The sequence below is a fragment of the Pantoea sp. MT58 genome (assembly GCF_014495885.1).
In the GTDB taxonomy this organism is placed as follows: Bacteria; Pseudomonadota; Gammaproteobacteria; order Enterobacterales; family Enterobacteriaceae; genus Pantoea; species Pantoea eucalypti.
In genome coordinates this window covers 32,127-47,343 of sequence record NZ_CP061084.1, presented here as the reverse complement: position 1 = coordinate 47,343, position 15,217 = coordinate 32,127, and the positions used below count along the sequence as shown (strand labels likewise).

20 protein-coding genes are annotated in these 15,217 nt (G+C 50.2%); 11 read left to right on the top strand and 9 right to left on the bottom strand.

Annotation, left to right across the window (positions count from 1 at the left end; translation table 11 throughout):
* The first annotated feature begins 199 nt into the window (after positions 1-199).
* The gene (locus IAI47_RS19095) at positions 200-688 is read left to right on the top strand and encodes a DinB family protein (protein ID WP_003854327.1); all 489 of its coding nucleotides are present in this window, start codon (positions 200-202) and stop codon (positions 686-688) included.
* Positions 689-982: 294 nt separating this feature from the next.
* On the opposite strand, the gene IAI47_RS19090 is transcribed toward IAI47_RS19095, so the two are convergent.
* Positions 983-1,891 carry a LysR substrate-binding domain-containing protein gene (locus IAI47_RS19090; protein ID WP_003854328.1) on the bottom strand — a complete coding sequence of 303 codons (909 nt, stop codon included), beginning with the start codon at positions 1,889-1,891 and terminating at the stop codon, positions 983-985.
* 152 nt (positions 1,892-2,043) lie between these two features.
* Here IAI47_RS19090 and IAI47_RS19085 point away from each other — a divergent pair, with 152 nt between their 5' ends.
* The 3 genes from IAI47_RS19085 to IAI47_RS19075 are packed head-to-tail and all read left to right on the top strand — an operon-like array spanning position 2,044 to position 3,749.
* Positions 2,044-2,577, top strand: coding sequence for a hypothetical protein (locus IAI47_RS19085; RefSeq protein WP_008924499.1), 534 nt, complete (start codon positions 2,044-2,046; stop codon positions 2,575-2,577).
* A gap of 4 nt (positions 2,578-2,581) precedes the next feature.
* Positions 2,582-2,908, top strand: a complete 327-nt coding sequence (locus IAI47_RS19080; protein ID WP_008924498.1) for a hypothetical protein — start codon at positions 2,582-2,584, stop codon at positions 2,906-2,908.
* 13 nt (positions 2,909-2,921) lie between these two features.
* A complete protein-coding gene (locus IAI47_RS19075; RefSeq protein WP_008924497.1) occupies positions 2,922-3,749 on the top strand; it encodes an MBL fold metallo-hydrolase in 828 nt (275 codons plus the stop codon).
* A 210-nt stretch (positions 3,750-3,959) separates the two neighbouring features.
* On the opposite strand, the gene IAI47_RS19070 is transcribed toward IAI47_RS19075, so the two are convergent.
* Genes IAI47_RS19070 through IAI47_RS19055 form a run of 4 tightly spaced genes read right to left on the bottom strand, consistent with a single transcriptional unit; the run spans position 3,960 to position 7,400 of the window.
* Positions 3,960-4,811, bottom strand: coding sequence for a metal ABC transporter permease (locus IAI47_RS19070; RefSeq protein WP_008924496.1), 852 nt, complete (start codon positions 4,809-4,811; stop codon positions 3,960-3,962).
* On the bottom strand, positions 4,811-5,671 hold the full coding sequence (gene sitC, locus IAI47_RS19065; RefSeq protein ID WP_008924495.1) for an iron/manganese ABC transporter permease subunit SitC: 861 nt from the start codon (positions 5,669-5,671) through the stop codon (positions 4,811-4,813). The genes IAI47_RS19070 and sitC overlap by 1 nt, the downstream gene beginning before the upstream one ends.
* 2 nt (positions 5,672-5,673) lie before the next feature.
* A complete protein-coding gene (locus IAI47_RS19060; RefSeq protein ID WP_008924494.1) occupies positions 5,674-6,489 on the bottom strand; it encodes a manganese/iron ABC transporter ATP-binding protein in 816 nt (271 codons plus the stop codon).
* A complete protein-coding gene (locus IAI47_RS19055; protein WP_008924493.1) occupies positions 6,486-7,400 on the bottom strand; it encodes a metal ABC transporter substrate-binding protein in 915 nt (304 codons plus the stop codon). The genes IAI47_RS19060 and IAI47_RS19055 overlap by 4 nt, the downstream gene beginning before the upstream one ends.
* A gap of 399 nt (positions 7,401-7,799) precedes the next feature.
* On the opposite strand from IAI47_RS19055, the gene IAI47_RS19050 reads away from it, so the two are divergent.
* The 4 genes from IAI47_RS19050 to IAI47_RS19035 all read left to right on the top strand — a co-directional run bounded on the left by IAI47_RS19050 (position 7,800) and on the right by IAI47_RS19035 (position 9,534).
* Positions 7,800-8,138 (top strand): hypothetical protein, encoded by a 339-nt coding sequence (locus IAI47_RS19050; protein WP_223296426.1) that lies wholly within the window; start codon positions 7,800-7,802, stop codon positions 8,136-8,138.
* A 246-nt stretch (positions 8,139-8,384) separates the two neighbouring features.
* On the top strand, positions 8,385-8,630 hold the full coding sequence (gene ycgZ / locus IAI47_RS19045; protein ID WP_003848277.1) for a regulatory protein YcgZ: 246 nt from the start codon (positions 8,385-8,387) through the stop codon (positions 8,628-8,630).
* Between the two features lie 195 nt (positions 8,631-8,825).
* Positions 8,826-9,119, top strand: coding sequence for a hypothetical protein (locus IAI47_RS19040; RefSeq protein ID WP_003848275.1), 294 nt, complete (start codon positions 8,826-8,828; stop codon positions 9,117-9,119).
* Between the two features lie 160 nt (positions 9,120-9,279).
* Complete coding sequence (locus IAI47_RS19035) at positions 9,280-9,534, top strand: biofilm/acid-resistance regulator YmgB/AriR (RefSeq protein WP_003848273.1); 255 nt, start codon at positions 9,280-9,282, stop codon at positions 9,532-9,534.
* A gap of 472 nt (positions 9,535-10,006) precedes the next feature.
* On the opposite strand, the gene IAI47_RS19030 is transcribed toward IAI47_RS19035, so the two are convergent.
* Entirely contained in the window at positions 10,007-10,201 is a 195-nt protein-coding gene (locus IAI47_RS19030; RefSeq protein WP_003848268.1) for a hypothetical protein, read from the bottom strand.
* 403 nt (positions 10,202-10,604) lie between these two features.
* On the opposite strand from IAI47_RS19030, the gene IAI47_RS19025 reads away from it, so the two are divergent.
* Together IAI47_RS19025 and IAI47_RS19020 are read left to right on the top strand one after the other, a co-directional pair.
* Complete coding sequence (locus tag IAI47_RS19025) at positions 10,605-11,621, top strand: LacI family DNA-binding transcriptional regulator (protein ID WP_008924491.1); 1,017 nt, start codon at positions 10,605-10,607, stop codon at positions 11,619-11,621.
* A 115-nt stretch (positions 11,622-11,736) separates the two neighbouring features.
* The gene (locus IAI47_RS19020; RefSeq protein WP_008924490.1) at positions 11,737-12,135 is read left to right on the top strand and encodes a cupin domain-containing protein; all 399 of its coding nucleotides are present in this window, start codon (positions 11,737-11,739) and stop codon (positions 12,133-12,135) included.
* A gap of 19 nt (positions 12,136-12,154) precedes the next feature.
* Here IAI47_RS19020 and IAI47_RS19015 read toward each other — a convergent pair whose 3' ends face one another.
* Entirely contained in the window at positions 12,155-13,039 is an 885-nt protein-coding gene (locus IAI47_RS19015; protein WP_008924489.1) for a LysR family transcriptional regulator, read from the bottom strand.
* A 99-nt stretch (positions 13,040-13,138) separates the two neighbouring features.
* On the opposite strand from IAI47_RS19015, the gene IAI47_RS19010 reads away from it, so the two are divergent.
* Complete coding sequence (locus IAI47_RS19010) at positions 13,139-13,864, top strand: SDR family oxidoreductase (protein ID WP_008924488.1); 726 nt, start codon at positions 13,139-13,141, stop codon at positions 13,862-13,864.
* A 39-nt stretch (positions 13,865-13,903) separates the two neighbouring features.
* On the opposite strand, the gene IAI47_RS19005 is transcribed toward IAI47_RS19010, so the two are convergent.
* Positions 13,904-14,698: a YoaK family protein gene (locus IAI47_RS19005; protein ID WP_008924487.1), complete on the bottom strand. Its 795-nt coding sequence runs from the start codon at positions 14,696-14,698 to the stop codon at positions 13,904-13,906.
* 159 nt (positions 14,699-14,857) lie between these two features.
* Positions 14,858-15,187 carry a DHCW motif cupin fold protein gene (locus IAI47_RS19000; protein ID WP_003848256.1) on the bottom strand — a complete coding sequence of 110 codons (330 nt, stop codon included), beginning with the start codon at positions 15,185-15,187 and terminating at the stop codon, positions 14,858-14,860.
* Between the last annotated feature and the right edge of the window lie 30 nt (positions 15,188-15,217).

Below are 15,217 nucleotides of genomic sequence, written 5' to 3'. Positions count from 1 at the left end.
TATGTGAGGGAAAGCTTTTATCATAAGCGTTCTTTGACGCTCCCCTACTGAGACTCATGGAGCATTTCTGCGGACTGACGTCAGGCTGACGTCTGCGAGGAGCGAGCATTGTTTATACGTATGCCTTAGAATCAGAGGCTCGGCTACATTACGTGCATAATTGATATGCTATCGGAACAGGAAAATCACGGAAAAACTCATGGACAACACTTCGCTGGTTACACTCTTAAAATTTAAACGCTGGATTGATGCTGAAACGCTAAAGGTGATTAAAGGCATCAGTGAATCTGCCTATGCAGAAAAGCGTCATCTGATGCTTAGACTGATGAACCATATTTATGTGGTTGATATGATCTTTAGAGCAAATATTTCGGGGCATAAGCATGGCTACACTGCCCTCAACACCCCTGAAACACCCTCAGCAGATGAACTTGAAGTTAAAATGAACGACTGTATAAACTGGTATATCCAGCGCGTAAGTTCGATGTCTCCTGCCGATTTAAAAGAAACAATTAAGTTCAGCTTTGTCGATGGTAGTGAAGGAGAAATGACTGCTGCAGATATGATAAATCACATGCTCTTTCATGGTTCTTACCATCGCGGGGCGGTGGGCTGGTTAATTTCTGAGTGCAAGGGTACTCCGCCAAAAGATGTGCTGACAGTTTTCCTGAGAGATCATAATCACTGACAGATATTTTCTTCAGCTCTTTAACGATCTGGCGATTTCGATGGCCGCTTTGGCAGGAAGCCAGCCTTAATAACAATAATTTTTGGGTAAAGACGTTAGAAACAATGCTTAGAGTTTTCTCAACATTATGGCGGAATTGCCAGCATACAATCTGTTCAACAGCACAGACTTTATACCCACACTGCCTGTGCGAATCGCCGTCCCACAGCAAATGTTGATTATTAGATCGTTGATCTGGTACTCACATAACGTCTTCGCTGAGACCGGAGATCCAAACTGAGCGGGAAGCGGACATCACCAAATTTTTGTGTTACTTGTGTGCGTATTCATTTCAGCCAGCAACCAGCGCTCAAAACTGTTTAGAGCTGGCTCACTTATATGCGTGTCCGTGGGTTTTATTAAACAGAATCTTTTGCTCAGGCTATCTGATGCAGGCCACGGTGAAACAAGTGTGCCGCAACTTAATTCATTCTCAATATACATACGAGGAACTAATGCGACTCCCTGCCCCGCCATTACGGCCGCGATGGCCATTTCATGCAGATCGTACCGCGCCCCCTGCGCCGGGTTATCAAGCTCTATTCCACTCTCCTGCGCATAGCGATGCCATGCATCAGGATTCTGCCGCCGATGAATGCGCGGAAGTTTATTTAATTGCTGATTGACGTCATCATCAGTTAACAAAGCAGGATGGCAGACAGGCAGCAGATTTTCCTGAAACAGAAATTGCACACGCATACCTGCCCACGCGGAATGCTCAAAATGAATCACCGCATCATAACCACTGCCAGGCAAAATAAAAGGATCCGTTCTGGCGGCAATATTTAACGTTATTGCCGGAAACAATGCGTTGAAGCTGTTCAAACGGGGAATAAGCCAGCGGCTGGCAAAGGTCGGCAGGACGGCGATATCAAGGCTTTGACTGCCTTGTGGCAGGCCCAATATGTATTGCGTATCTCTTTCAAGGCGCTCAAGGATTTCACGCACGTGATGCGCGTAGCGCGCGCCGACCGGATTAAGTTTTACCCGGCTTCCCACACGGTCAAACAGTTTACAGTTCAGCAACGCTTCCAGGCGCGCAATCTGACGGCTAATCGCCCCTTCTGTTAAGGATAACTCTTCTGACGCCCGGGCAAAGTTTCCGTGTCGCGCTGCAGCATCAAAAGCCTGAAGCGACGCACTACTGGGTATTTTTCTGCGCATATAAAAGCTCTTTGCTCTTGCCTTTAGTGACTAAATATCACTGACACATGACATATTATCGATTTTAAGCGATTAAACCAGCTTGTAGCATGATGAAAAATCATTGAGCAAACCTGTTTGCTTGCGTTGATAACTCATGTGGAGATGGGCTGATGTTCTATACCGTAGAGTGTTCATATAACGATGCTGAAAGCGAGGCTGACTGGAATGCGTTTTACAGCCAACAAAAGTTACCCGCATTAATCTCTGTTACTGGCTTTACTACCTCTCAACGTTTTCGTGCTCTCAAATCTGGCTGCCCTGCTTATCTTGCTATTCACACCGTCAATGATGCGGAGGTGCTCAGCAGTGAGGAGTACCGTTTAAAAGGAGGCGGTAATTTCTCCCGCTGGCAGGCCTTCATTACTGACTGGCATCGTAACCTGTATGCCGGCGAAGGCCTGATCCCAGGGCTCTCTGCCGATGAGATTCTGCTTATCAGCACTAAGACAATTGACGTCCTGGAGACCGAACTGGGCTATCACGGACTTGAAATGGATGCGGTGGCGCTGGATAAATCACCTGTACATCGCGTTATCTATGCCCTGCCTTATGAAATTGCTTCGCCCTTCATGGATATGCCCGGAGTGTACCTCTACGAGTCCCTTATTCCGCAATTACAGAGCACTGAAAAAGGGATGCGATAACATCATGCCTAATCTGACTTTTTATTTTTCTGAAAACCACGCTGACCGGTTCAAAAATCTCTGCGATTTTACCGACGCATGCAGCGCCCTCTGCTGTGACATCCTCGGCGCAGACCGCGAAAATGTGCATATCATTTTTATTGATGTAAAACCGGGCTGTGGGCAGCCGGTATACGCCGAGCTCTTTTATCGGCTGACAACATTGAGAACCCCTGAAGTGATGGAGAATTTTATGCGAGAACTGGATGTTGTCACCCAACACACCTCTGGTCTGACGGCCCGAATACGCTGCTTTGGCTCACAAGCAGAACACCTTTTCGCCCGCAACTGACCCCGAGGTCGTGATGATCAATCCTTTTCCGTTCCGCCAGGTTGGCGATTTTCACATAACCGCGCTAAGTGACGGCACGATAAATGCCAGTCTGGAGCTGCTATCAGGTATTGAAAACGCTGATGCGGGCGCTATTCAGTACCGTGCCGGAATCGATAAACCCGGTGATATCCATATTAACTGTTACCTTATTCGCGGCCGTGGACGGGTGATGCTGGTTGATGCTGGCCCCGGCGCGCCGGGACACCTTATGGCAAATCTTGCTGCATTGGGCGTCCGCCCTGATGACGTGGATACCGTTTTATTAACGCACTGCCATCCGGATCATATTGGAGGCCTGCTCGATGCTGAAAAAGAGCCGGTTTTTAAATGCGCTGAAATTATTCTGCACCCTCTCGAAGCGCAGTACTGGCGGGATGATAAAAAACGCGAAATGGCGAATGAGCGCGGGCAGCGTAATTTTTTGCTGGTGCGGCAAACCTTAAATGTTTATGCCCCAAACATCCGCTTTTTCAACGGTGGGAAAATAGCTGAAGAGATTCTTCCAGTATTTTTACCAGGCCACACGCCTGGGCATACCGGTTTTCGCATCGATTCCGGGAATGAGAGATTATTAATATGGGGTGATATTGTCCACTACCCGCATATTCAGTCAGCACAACCGGCTGTTTCAATTTTATTCGACGTCGATCCTGCTCAGGCCGGGGAGACACGTAAAAAAATAATGGAACAAGCGGTCAGCGAGAAACTGCTCATTGCAGGCATGCATTTAAATCAGGCAGGATTTGCCCGTGTTCACAGGAATGGGAGTACATACCGCATCTTCTATTCCGATGAATAAGCAGATATGCCTGAGGAGCACACCCATATTTAAGACCGTTCAATATCATCAATGTCCGCTTCTGGCACAGGGTAGGTCGCCCCCAAAAGTTTCTCCAAAATAAAAAGTGACCTTATTCACATAAAGTCACTTCAGATAGATTTTAGCCTGATGAGAACGGGAAGCCTGCATTCAAATCAGTGCCTTACTCCTTTCTTCGTGGTCAGCATCTTACCCAGCCCGGCCGCCTTCGCGAAATGTAAGACGTGCCAGCTGCCGGGATTTTCGCCCCGCTACCACCATCGCCACAACAAACACCAGCGCAAACAACACAACGATGGTTGGCGCTGGGGCGCTGTCGATAAAGAACGAGAGGTAAACCCCACTCAGCGACACCAACACCGAAACCACGACCGCCACCAGTAACGCATGCGAAAAACGACGGGTGAGAAGCACCGCAATAGCGCCAGGTGCTATCAGCAGAGAAATTGACAGGATAATCCCCACCGCTTTCAGCGTCGCCACAATGGTCAATGAAACCATGCAGAGCAGCCCGTAATGCAGCCAGCGCGCCGGTAAGCCAGAGACCTGAGCCTGCTGCGGATCGAAGCTGAACAACATGAAGTCACGCCACTTCACCGCAATCACCATTACGATGACCGCTGCGATAACAAATGTCTGAAAAATATCTGCGCCAGTAATGCCCAGCATGTCACCAAACAGAATGTGATCGAGATGCACTTCAGGTTTCACGGCGATATACAGGATCAGCCCCACGGCGAACATGCCAGAAAAGACGATGCCCAGCACCGTATCCTGTTTGATGCGGCTGTTGTCCTGCAAAAAACCACTGGCAACAGCGCAGAAGAGACCCGCGACGAACGCGCCCACCCCCAGCGGCAGCCCCACCATCCAGGCGAGCACAATGCCGGGAAACACCGCATGGCTCATGGCATCGCCCATCAACGCCCAGCCTTTCAGCACCAGAAATACTGACAGCAACGAACAGGGGATGGCTACCACCAGCGCGATGAGTAACGCACTGTTCATAAAAGCGAACTGGAAAGGTTCTAAAATCCACATCAGCCAGGCTCCTCATCAGGTTGCTGGCAGCTGCGACGCCGGTTAGCCAGCAAGCCATGTTTCGGCGCAAACACAAACGCCAGCAGGAACAGCAACGTCTGCGCCACCACAATGATGCCGCCCGTTGCGCCATCTAAGTAGTAACTCACCCAGGCACCGAGGAAACTGGTGATGCTGCCAATCGCGACGGCAATCATCAGCAGACGCGGAAAGCGATCGGTGAGCAGCCACGCCGTTGCGCCCGGTGTTACCACCAGACAGATCACCAGGAACGCGCCGACCGTTTGCAGCGCCGCCACGGTTGAGACTGCCAGCAGCGTAAAAAACAGAACTTTCAGGCGTTCAGGCCGTAATCCGATGGCGCGTGCGTGATTTTCATCAAAAAAGGTGACCATCAGGTCTTTCCACTTAAACAGCAGTATGATGATCGACAGTCCGCCAATCAGCGCCAGCTGAAGGATATCCGCGGGCGCAATCGCCAGAATATTGCCCAGCACAATTGTCTGAATGTTCACGGCAGTCGGATTGAGCGACACCATAAACAGCCCGAGACCAAAGAATGAAGAGAAGATGAGACCGATGATCGCATCTTCTTTTAATCGGGTGCGCTGATTAAGCAGCAGCATGCTGCCCGCCGCCAGACCACCTGAGAGAAATGCCCCCAGCGCAAACGGCAGCCCCAGCATGTAAGCGCCTGCAACACCCGGCACGATAGAGTGAGAAAGGGCATCACCAATCAGCGACCAGCCTTTCAGCATGAGGTAGCAGGAGAGAAATGCGCAGAGTCCGCCAACCATAGCGGAGACCCACATCGCGTTGAGCATGTAGTGATAACCAAAAGGCTCCAGTAGCAGTTCCATGGTCAGTTCCCATCTTCACGTGTCGTGCGAGGCGCAATAAAAGGCCGTTCGTCATCAGTGATGATCTGATCGTCCAGCCCTTTCACCATGACATGACGCAGTACGCCGCTGAATGCGCGCTCAAGGTTTGCGGCAGTAAAGGTGGTCCGGGTCGGGCCGCTGGCCAGAACAGTGCCTTTAACCATGACGGTGTAATCGCAGAACTCGGTAACGGACCCCAGATTATGTGTGGAAACCAGCATGGTCTTGCCTTCATCGCGCAACTCACCCAGCAGACTGATGATTCTGGCCTCAGTCTGAACGTCCACGCCGGTAAACGGCTCATCCAGCAGGATAACGCTGCCCTGCTGGGCAATGGCGCGTGCCAGGAATACCCTTTTCTTTTGCCCGCCAGAAAGCTCACCGATCTGACGATGGCGGTAGTCAAGCATATCGACCCGCGCCAGCGCCTCGCTGACAATCTGCTGGTCGTGCGGTTTAGGCCGGCGTAGCAGGCCCATATGACCGTAGCGCCCCATCATGACGACATCCTCAACCAGCACCGGAAAAGACCAATCCACGTCTTCCGACTGTGGCACATAGGCTACAAGACTTTTGCGCAGTGCCTGGCGCGTCGGCATACCCAGCACCGAGATGCTGCCGCTGGCAAGCCGGACAAAACCCATCAGCGCTTTAAACAACGTTGACTTACCTGAGCCATTCACGCCTACCAATGCCGCAATCGATCCGCCGGGTACGCGGAAACTGGCGCCATGCAATGCGGTGTGACCGTTACGATAGGTCACGGTGACATCAGAAACCACGATGGTATCGGTCATTTTGCTCTCTCCCCCGCTTTAATGCCCTTGACCAGTGTCTCTGTGGTGACGCTAAGCAGATCAAGATAAGTCGGCACCGGTCCCTGAGCGGTGCTCAGTGAGTCAACGTAGAGCACGCCACCGTAATACGCACCGGTTTCCCTGGCGACCTGTCGGGCGGGCTTATCCGATACCGTGCTTTCGCTGAACACCGCCGGAATCGCATTTTTTTTCACCTGATCAATGACGTTTCTTACCTGTTGCGGCGTGCCTTGCTGGTCAGCATTAACAGGCCAGAGATAGAGTTCTTTCATACCCAGATCACGTGCCAGATAGGAAAAAGCGCCTTCGCTGGTGACCATCCAACGCTTATCCGCTGGAATCCCGGCAATCTGTTGCCGTAATGGATCCAGCGCTGCGGTGATTTTTTGCTTATAGGCTGCTGCGTTCTGACGATAGATATCCCCATTAGCGGGGTCATATTTCATCAGTGCGTCGCGAATGTTATCGACATAGATCAGTGCATTGTCCGGGGACATCCACGCGTGAGGATTTGGTTTTCCGTTGTAGGGCCCCTCGCTAATTCCCATTGGTTTTACACCAGCAGAGACCACGACTTCCGGAACACCATCCAGATGCTGGTAGAAGCGCTGAAACCAGCGTTCGAGATTCAGCCCATTTGCCATGATGAGCTGCGCACCCTGGGCACGCTTAATATCGCCGGGCGTAGGCTGATATTCATGTATCTCAGCACCCGGTTTAGTAATGGAAGTGACTTCAGCAGCCTCGCCCGCCACGTTTTTCGCCATGTCAGCAATGACCGTAAACGTTGTCACAACCTTAAATTTTTCTGCTGCATTACAACTGGCAGCCGTCACCAGAGTCAGCAAAGCACTCAGTAACAAGGTGGCTATTGGTTTTATTGTCGTCATCAGAGCGGTCTCCAGAGTTGATTAAGAAAAGAGCATAATTAGCATAGGCTATTCTTTATAGCACAGGCTATACCGTTGATGTAGCGCGTGGATGTGAAGTTTCTTCAGTTGTGAAGCCTGAATGTCAATTTCTGTAAGAAGTTGCTTTATTTTATTGATATACAATAATTTTTTTATTTCATGAACGCGTGCACAGCGAATTTATCTGGCGACTCTCTGCTTTTTCACGCCAGCAAAAATAAATGCAGAAGCGATTAACGTGTCAGGATAAAAGCAATCACCCTGCGCATTTAACAGAGGCAGGTGTATTAGCGAATTGCACAGGCATGACACATGCAACCCTCAACGATTAAAATAATATTATTGATAGGTAGAATTGATTAAGTTTCGTGAATTTTTTTGCTACAGTTAATGTTACTTACCGCAATCACACAGGAGGATATTTTGTATTTTTCCAGCGACGAAAAAGCGAATGTCATCATTGGCGAAGCTGCAATGAACCTGTTTAATGCCGGTCAGGAAGTGAACGTTGAGCTTTTGATTAATGAGCTAAAAGTGATGGCTGGATCTGAAGTGAATGATAATCGTCTTGAGCAGATACAGTATGCGCGTCAATGGCTGATGGGGTTCAAAACTATCGGTTCCCGCAGCACCAGCCCCGCGAACTGGTTATCAACAACATTTGGTAAAGAACCTGCTGACCCTCTCTCCGCGGATGACATTTTCCTGAAGCATTAACCTTACCCACGCCTGTTTACCGACCTGCCTGTACAGGTCGGAGCACTTTAGCAGTGAAAACCGTACAGGTATTTGGTACAATTTTCCCCTCACCACACACTCTCTTAACTAATTGATTTAATTCAATAAGCACTTTTTGCACAAAAAAACTCACCTCAAAAACCCAAAATTCTGTACAAGAATTCTAAAGATGTATAATTTGCACAACCTGTGTGCGATACATTTTAACCACCTGAGGACACCCACATGCGCCAGAACGGACAAGCCCCTGAAGCAATTAGCGATATTGCCCATTACTTCAATCAGGCTAACTCCCCTTCGCAACAGGAGACACTGGGCTCAGTTGTTGTGGAAATTCTGCGTGCAGGGCATAGCCTGAGTCGTAAAGCGATTTGCAGTAAACTGTTGCGACGCCTTGAACTTGCCGCAACACCTGAAGAAGAGCGTCATCTGCACGAGCTCATTGCATTGCTTTTCCGTCGTGAAAGCTAATGCAAACACGGATTGATAGTCGCCAGTGATAGTCATTACAGTTTTTCAGGATGCCCGATTTAGTCACGCCGCCAGGATGGTTTACCCTAGTTAAAAAGCCCAGTACTGCTTTCCCGTATCAGGTGCATCTCTTCGCACCTGCAGAGAGATACGGACCCGCAGCATGGCCATTGATTCGCAATCAGAGAAGCCAGTATGTACAGAAGTGAAGATGAGAAACTGACAGATGTCATGATAGGTGAAGCCGTCCTGACATTACTCAAGTCAGACAAATCGGTATCCAGTAATGCCCTGATAGAACAGCTTGAACTCATGGCTGCGGATGCTGATGACAATGAAAAAGTAACCGTTATTCGCAAAGCCATCACTGAAGTCCGTAATGGCATGGTTGCTGCGCGCAAACGCGTTAAGGGTGACAGCGCCGAGCGTGATAATAAGTCACATCGCATGAACAGCGATGGCCCGCCCGATGGTTCGAAAAAACACTGATTGAAGGGTTAGATACCTGAATTACGCGGCTAGTTTAACCGAAGCGGCAGCCTGAAAAAGAAATGTTTTACGGCTGGTTGGGCAAAACGAAAACAGCGTCTACACTCGTTTTGACTATTCACATTGCTTCTGACTAATTTTCTTCAGAGAATGAAAAATCATGCAACACTCTTCATCAGATTCAACCATCATTGATTATTTTCGTAGCGAAGGCGATTTACTTGCTCCCGAAACAGAACTGCTGGGCGGTGTCATTCGTGACATTGTGGCCGACCAGGGGCGCGTAACGAATAAAGCGATTATCCTTTATTTGATTGCTGAACTTGAATGCACCTCCGATGTGGTCAGAATGGATGTGCTGCGTAAAACGCTGGAAATCGTTGTTGGCCGAACACCTGACGATACCGGCTTCTGATTCACTGACCTGCGGTAACGCAGGTCAGGTTAACTGCTTGTCGAACCGCTAATTCTCATTCATTTCCCTGCGTCATTCTCCTTCTCCCTTCTCACGATTTTATTTCCCATAATCGACCTGTAAAAAGAGTGCGTCCAGTGATGTTGCAGGAACTTCATATTAATGATTACCGTTAAACCTATTTCCTGACGAAAATAAGCTTTCCGAAAATAATAACGATAACAGAGCAGATTACCGCTTCAGTGATTAAACCCTTGCCATTTTCTCTGGCCAGCAATCTCAATAGCCTTTTTGATTTATATTTTTCAGAAGGTGAGAAAGCGTTTTATATGATCCTGAAGATCAAAACCAGGGGCAGCCATAATCATCAGAAAACGGATTTCGGGCACCTTATTCTCGCTGAAGTGAATCGATGCCGGTGAATGAACAGGACAGGCGTCAGGGATGGCGCCAAAAACCGGCGCCATCAACCTCAATGCATCTTGCGGGTGAAAAAGGCTATCGCTTCCTGACACAGTGATTTAAGCCTGCTGTCACGGGTTTCTTCGCTCAGTCTGAACAGAGCGTCCGTAATATCGTGAAAATGAACTGGCTCTCCCGCCTTGATCAAATCACTAACTACCGCGCCAACCAGCGCACGGATTTCATTATCGTTGTCGTACTTCACACGACCTCCCGACAGTGTATGCATATACAGTCTATCACTAGCAGGAGGTAAAAAACAAAAAAGTGGTTTTTGTAAAAATATAAGCGAAGCGGCAAAGAGGTTACTATTTATACACTCACGGGATATTATCTTGCTTTATATTTGCCCGCTGTAACCCTTAACTTATAAATTGCTAAAATGGGGTTATCATCGCCGTAATCTAATTTCACTGTGACTGACCTTAACCAAAGCGCCCTATCCCTAAAACAGAAGCCCGGCAGAATCTGATTATAAAAAATGTTCTCTCGAATCGCCGCAGGCTTGAGGGTCTGGAATATCCTGAACTGCGATTGTCAAATCACCATCCGAAAACAGCCCGCAGTGTGATAAAACTACTTTCATTCGCCGGCATCCCGAGTAGCACATGGCTAAATTTACCCTGAAACAGATTGCTGCCCAGTCGGGACTTAGCCTCGCAACCCTTGACCGTGCTCTCCATCAGCGCGGTAACGTTCATGCCCGAACGCTGCACCGAATTCAACAGGCAATAGCGGACCTGGAGTTGATGCAAAAGGCGGGGCTGGCAAAAGGCAGAACACTCTTTTTCGACGTGATCATGCATACGCCTGATCGCTTTCAGCCATTGATACGAGAAGCGCTCAGCAGTCAGATCGCCAGCTTTGCTGCCTTTAAAATTCAGCTGCGCTTCCACTTTGGTGCGAATCTTACGGCACAAGCGATTAACGCGCTGCTAAATAAAAAAGCGCTTTACAGCCACGGTGTCATTCTGAAAGCGGCCTGCTCTGGCGAGCTTAATCCCACTATTGAATTGATGCTGAAGCAGCGTATTCCGGTAGTCACCATGATGAGTGACTTACCCGACAGCGCGCGTCTGCGTTACATCGGCATGGACAACTTTGATGCTGGCAAGGTGGCAGCTTTTCTGATGTCAAAATGGTTGCGAGTCAGTCGCTCGCATATCGTGGCAGTGACCGGTAGTCACGATTTCATTGGTGAACAGGAAAGAATTCTGGGTTTTCAGCGAGCGATGCAACAGTTTGCGCCTCAGCATCAGGTGAGCGTGCTGGCTGGCGGGTATGGTATTGATGACAGGATGCATCAGTCAGTAACGGCGTTTTTGCGGAGCCATGCGGACGCGGATGCCGTTTACACCGTGGGCGGCGGCAATCCCGGCATACTGCGCGCGTTTGAAGAACAGAAGCGCCCTGTAAATGCGTTTATCGGTCACGATCTCGATCAGGAAAATTGCGACCTGCTTCAGGCAGGTAAAATTGATGCGCTGATTGAGCATAATTTACAGCTCGATGCGCTGCACGCCTTCCGAACCCTGCTGGCCTTTCATGGCTTTATACCCGAAACCGAACCGCCTGCACCCTACTCAAAAATCAATATTATCACCCGATATAACATGACAACCTGACATCTGCTCTGGCTATTAATAACGTCTGCTTATAGCCACATACGTGCTGAACAGGGTAATCAGGCACCGGCCAGGCGGTTACACTTAAGCTTTCCCTTAATAGCAGGAGTCAGTTATGAAAATTATTGCCAACGGATCGCAGCCTTCACGGAAAGGACCTGCAGAATATTTTACCGGCAGCGTTCGTATTGATGCCCCTTTCCAGGCAACCGAACCGGCCCGTGTGGGCGGTGCGACGGTGACCTTTGAGCCGGGCGCCCGCACTGCATGGCATACTCATCCACTGGGGCAGACCCTGATTATCACGCATGGACAAGGCTGGATTCAGTGTGAAGGTGAAGATATTCAGGTGATGAACGCCGGAGATATCGTCTGGATCCCGGAAAATGTGAAGCACTGGCATGGCGCAACGCCGGTCAATGCCATGACGCATATTGCTATCGCCGAGTCACTGAATGGCTCGCCGGTTGACTGGCTGGAGCAGGTCAGCGACCAGCAATACCAGCGCGACTAAACATAGCCGCTCACCCTGTTCAGAGCCTGACGTGATCGATTAGCGCCCTCATCTTGGGGGCCAGATTTTTGCGGCTGGGGAAATAAAGATAGAACCCGGCAAAACCGGGCAACCATTCATCCAGGATAGTAATGAGTTCGCCACGCGCGATGTAAGGCTGGAAAGTCTCTTCCATGCCAAAGCTGATGCCGCCTCCGGCGCAGGCGGTGCGAATCATCACCCCCATGTCGTTGGTGGTGAGCTGCGGATTGACGGCAACATCAAAATTACACCCCTGCTCAGCGAACTCCCAACGATAAGGGGCTAATCCTGGGCCTTTTCGCCAGCCTATGCAGCGATGATTGACCAGTTCCTCGGGGTGTTGTGGTGTGCCTTCACGCGCGAGATAAGTGGGTGATGCCACCGCAACCTGACGTTGTGCGGTGGAGACAGGCACGGCAATCATATCCTGAGCAATCACCTCCCCCAGCCGTACACCCGCGTCATAGCCCTGCCCGACAATATCGAACTCCTCATCAGTAACGGTGATATCCAGCTCAACCTGCGGGTAAGCGGTGATAAAGCTCGCCAGCAGCTCTCCTCCCAGCATCCGCTCCGCAATTGATGAGATCGCCAGCCGAAGCTGACCGCGCGGCTCCGTGGCCAGTTCGGTGAGATCAGTGACGGCACGGTTAAGCTGGTTGATCGCCGGAGCCACCTCGGCATAGAGCCGTTGGCCAGCTTCGGTCAGCTGAACCGAACGCGTGGTGCGTTGCATCAGCGTAATATTAAGCCTGTCTTCCAGCCGTCGCAGACTCTGACTGATTGCCGGACGCGTGACGCCAAGCTTTTCTGCTGCGAGTCGAAAATTTCGGGTCTGCGCCACAATCACAAAGACTTCGAGAGCATTTTTATCGGCATTCATAGGTTAGATTGCGTTACCAGAGTGTGAAGTGTTTGGTGGATTATCTTTATAATCCAGCCACCGTATGATCGCCAGTGACAACCTTACTGGAGAAATACGATGACTCAGAAAGTGATTTTAATTACCGGCGCTTCAAGCGGTATCGGTGCCGGCATCGCACGAGAACTGGCGAAAACGAATGCGATTCTGTTGCTGGGTGCACGACGAGAAAACCGTCTGGCCGCGCTGGCTGAAGAGCTAAGGTTCAATGGTGCTGAGGTGGCGATCAAAGCGCTTGATGTGACACGCCGTGAAGACGTTACGCAGTTTGTTGATTATGCACTGGAGAAATGGGGCCGCGTTGATGTGATGATCAATAACGCCGGTATTATGCCTCTCTCACCGATTGCATCGCTGAAGGTGGAAGAGTGGGATCAGATGATCGATGTGAACATCAAAGGGGTGCTGTATGGCATCGCGGCGGTGCTGCCGACCATGTTGACCCAACAGCGGGGTCACATCATCAATATTGCTTCAATTGGTGCTCTGGCGGTGTCACCCACTGCGGCGGTCTACTGCGCCACTAAGTTTGCGGTACGGGCGATTTCCGATGGTTTACGGCAGGAGAACAGCCAGCTGCGGGTGACCTGTGTTCATCCCGGCGTGGTCGAGAGTGAGCTGGCATCAACGATTACCGATCCAGAAGCCGCTGAGGCGATGCGACACTATCGCGCTATCGCGTTGCAGCCGGACGCCATTGGTCGCGCCGTGCGCTATGCCATTGAGCAGCCTGAAGAGGTAGATGTGAATGAAATTGTGGTGCGGCCAACCCGAACCCAGCATTAAGCCATTGGCCCGATGCGCAGAGTGCATCGGGCCGTATTATCAGTAAAGGCTTCGACGGGTACGCTGGACAGTAACGGCGATCGCCGTTAAGGCCACCAGCATCAGAAAGATCCCCAGACCCACCATTGCATTAAAGCCATAAGCTTTGAACAGCAGCAGACCGGCGATACAACCGCTCAGGAAGGAGAACACCGTCGTCAGATGGGTATGCAGCACCTTCTGGAAGAATCGACGGTCGTCGGTTTCGAGATGCACCGCATGTGACGTATGAGCAAAAATCCAGGAACCCAGTGCAATACCGGCATCAGTCAGCGTGCCGGTAATGTGAGTCGATCTGACGCGGCCATTGGAAAGCTGCGTCGAGGTGGCATTATGAATCCCCATTAAAAAGCCCAGCATCACCAGCACTTCCCCGTTAAAACTTGGCCGGTAGAACACGATCTCAAAGAACGATGCCGCTGTCAGTGCTGCCCCTTCCGCCAGAATAATCAAACAGAAAATGGTGCGTAACTTATGTCTGATACCTACCACCACTGCCAGCCGGGCGACGGTACAGCCCAGCACAAAGGCCACAATCAGTGCCATTAAAAATAGCATGGTGTGCAGGTCGCTGGTCGTTACCTCCTGGGAGATCTGCGAGGTGTTGCCAGTCATATGTGACGGGAAAAATCCAAAGGCGCCCAGCGCCATGGCATTAAGGATACCGGCAGTGGTGGCCAGCACCAGCGCCAGTAAGCGGTCTTCGGTATGCGAACGAACTTTCTTCTTTTTTATCAGCACAGGCTTCCCCACATCAGGTGAATGCAAAAAACGTTCTAATACGGTTTCAAGCATACAACCTGATAAAAATTATTCCCGTCAGAACCAGATAACTCTGAAGAAATAAGCCATTAATTTTGCTGATTTTTATAAAGCAGATTCAGTTTACTTTTAAAAGTGTCAACGACGCGATGATTCACCAGTTGATGACCACAAAAGAGGCAGATAGCAAACTCAGTCAACGATAAAGAGCTTCGCGCCGGTGGAGGTAAACGAACGATGCGGTTCAGCATCGTCTGCTACCTGATAACTGACGCCCGGTGACAGTACGAAACGGCGTCCATCGGACAGTTCTGTGTGAAGCTCGCCCGCCATACAGAGTAAAATATGGCCCTTGGTGCACCAGTGATCGGCCACATAGCCCGGCGAATAATCGACCATGCGAACCCGGATATCGTTAAACGTCACAGTTCGCCATCTCGCCTCTCCCTGGTCGCCGGGATGAACCGTCTCTTCAACCTGATCCCATTCCGTCAGCCCAAACGGCAAATTATCTATTTTCATGCGATGTCCCTGAGACTGCGTTGAAGATGA

Bases quoted from the DNA above. Each gene is read 5' to 3' on its own strand.
- IAI47_RS19095 (WP_003854327.1), top strand. From the start codon at position 200: ATGGACAACACTTCGCTGGTTACACTCTTAAAATTTAAACGCTGGATT.
- IAI47_RS19090 (WP_003854328.1), bottom strand. From the start codon at position 1,891: ATGCGCAGAAAAATACCCAGTAGTGCGTCGCTTCAGGCTTTTGATGCT.
- IAI47_RS19085 (WP_008924499.1), top strand. From the start codon at position 2,044: ATGTTCTATACCGTAGAGTGTTCATATAACGATGCTGAAAGCGAGGCT.
- IAI47_RS19080 (WP_008924498.1), top strand. From the start codon at position 2,582: ATGCCTAATCTGACTTTTTATTTTTCTGAAAACCACGCTGACCGGTTC.
- IAI47_RS19075 (WP_008924497.1), top strand. From the start codon at position 2,922: ATGATCAATCCTTTTCCGTTCCGCCAGGTTGGCGATTTTCACATAACC.
- IAI47_RS19070 (WP_008924496.1), bottom strand. From the start codon at position 4,811: ATGTGGATTTTAGAACCTTTCCAGTTCGCTTTTATGAACAGTGCGTTA.
- sitC (WP_008924495.1), bottom strand. From the start codon at position 5,671: ATGGAACTGCTACTGGAGCCTTTTGGTTATCACTACATGCTCAACGCG.
- IAI47_RS19060 (WP_008924494.1), bottom strand. From the start codon at position 6,489: ATGACCGATACCATCGTGGTTTCTGATGTCACCGTGACCTATCGTAAC.
- IAI47_RS19055 (WP_008924493.1), bottom strand. From the start codon at position 7,400: ATGACGACAATAAAACCAATAGCCACCTTGTTACTGAGTGCTTTGCTG.
- ycgZ (WP_003848277.1), top strand. From the start codon at position 8,385: ATGCGCCAGAACGGACAAGCCCCTGAAGCAATTAGCGATATTGCCCAT.
- IAI47_RS19040 (WP_003848275.1), top strand. From the start codon at position 8,826: ATGTACAGAAGTGAAGATGAGAAACTGACAGATGTCATGATAGGTGAA.
- IAI47_RS19035 (WP_003848273.1), top strand. From the start codon at position 9,280: ATGCAACACTCTTCATCAGATTCAACCATCATTGATTATTTTCGTAGC.
- IAI47_RS19025 (WP_008924491.1), top strand. From the start codon at position 10,605: ATGGCTAAATTTACCCTGAAACAGATTGCTGCCCAGTCGGGACTTAGC.
- IAI47_RS19020 (WP_008924490.1), top strand. From the start codon at position 11,737: ATGAAAATTATTGCCAACGGATCGCAGCCTTCACGGAAAGGACCTGCA.
- IAI47_RS19015 (WP_008924489.1), bottom strand. From the start codon at position 13,039: ATGAATGCCGATAAAAATGCTCTCGAAGTCTTTGTGATTGTGGCGCAG.
- IAI47_RS19010 (WP_008924488.1), top strand. From the start codon at position 13,139: ATGACTCAGAAAGTGATTTTAATTACCGGCGCTTCAAGCGGTATCGGT.
- IAI47_RS19005 (WP_008924487.1), bottom strand. From the start codon at position 14,698: ATGCTTGAAACCGTATTAGAACGTTTTTTGCATTCACCTGATGTGGGG.
- IAI47_RS19000 (WP_003848256.1), bottom strand. From the start codon at position 15,187: ATGAAAATAGATAATTTGCCGTTTGGGCTGACGGAATGGGATCAGGTT.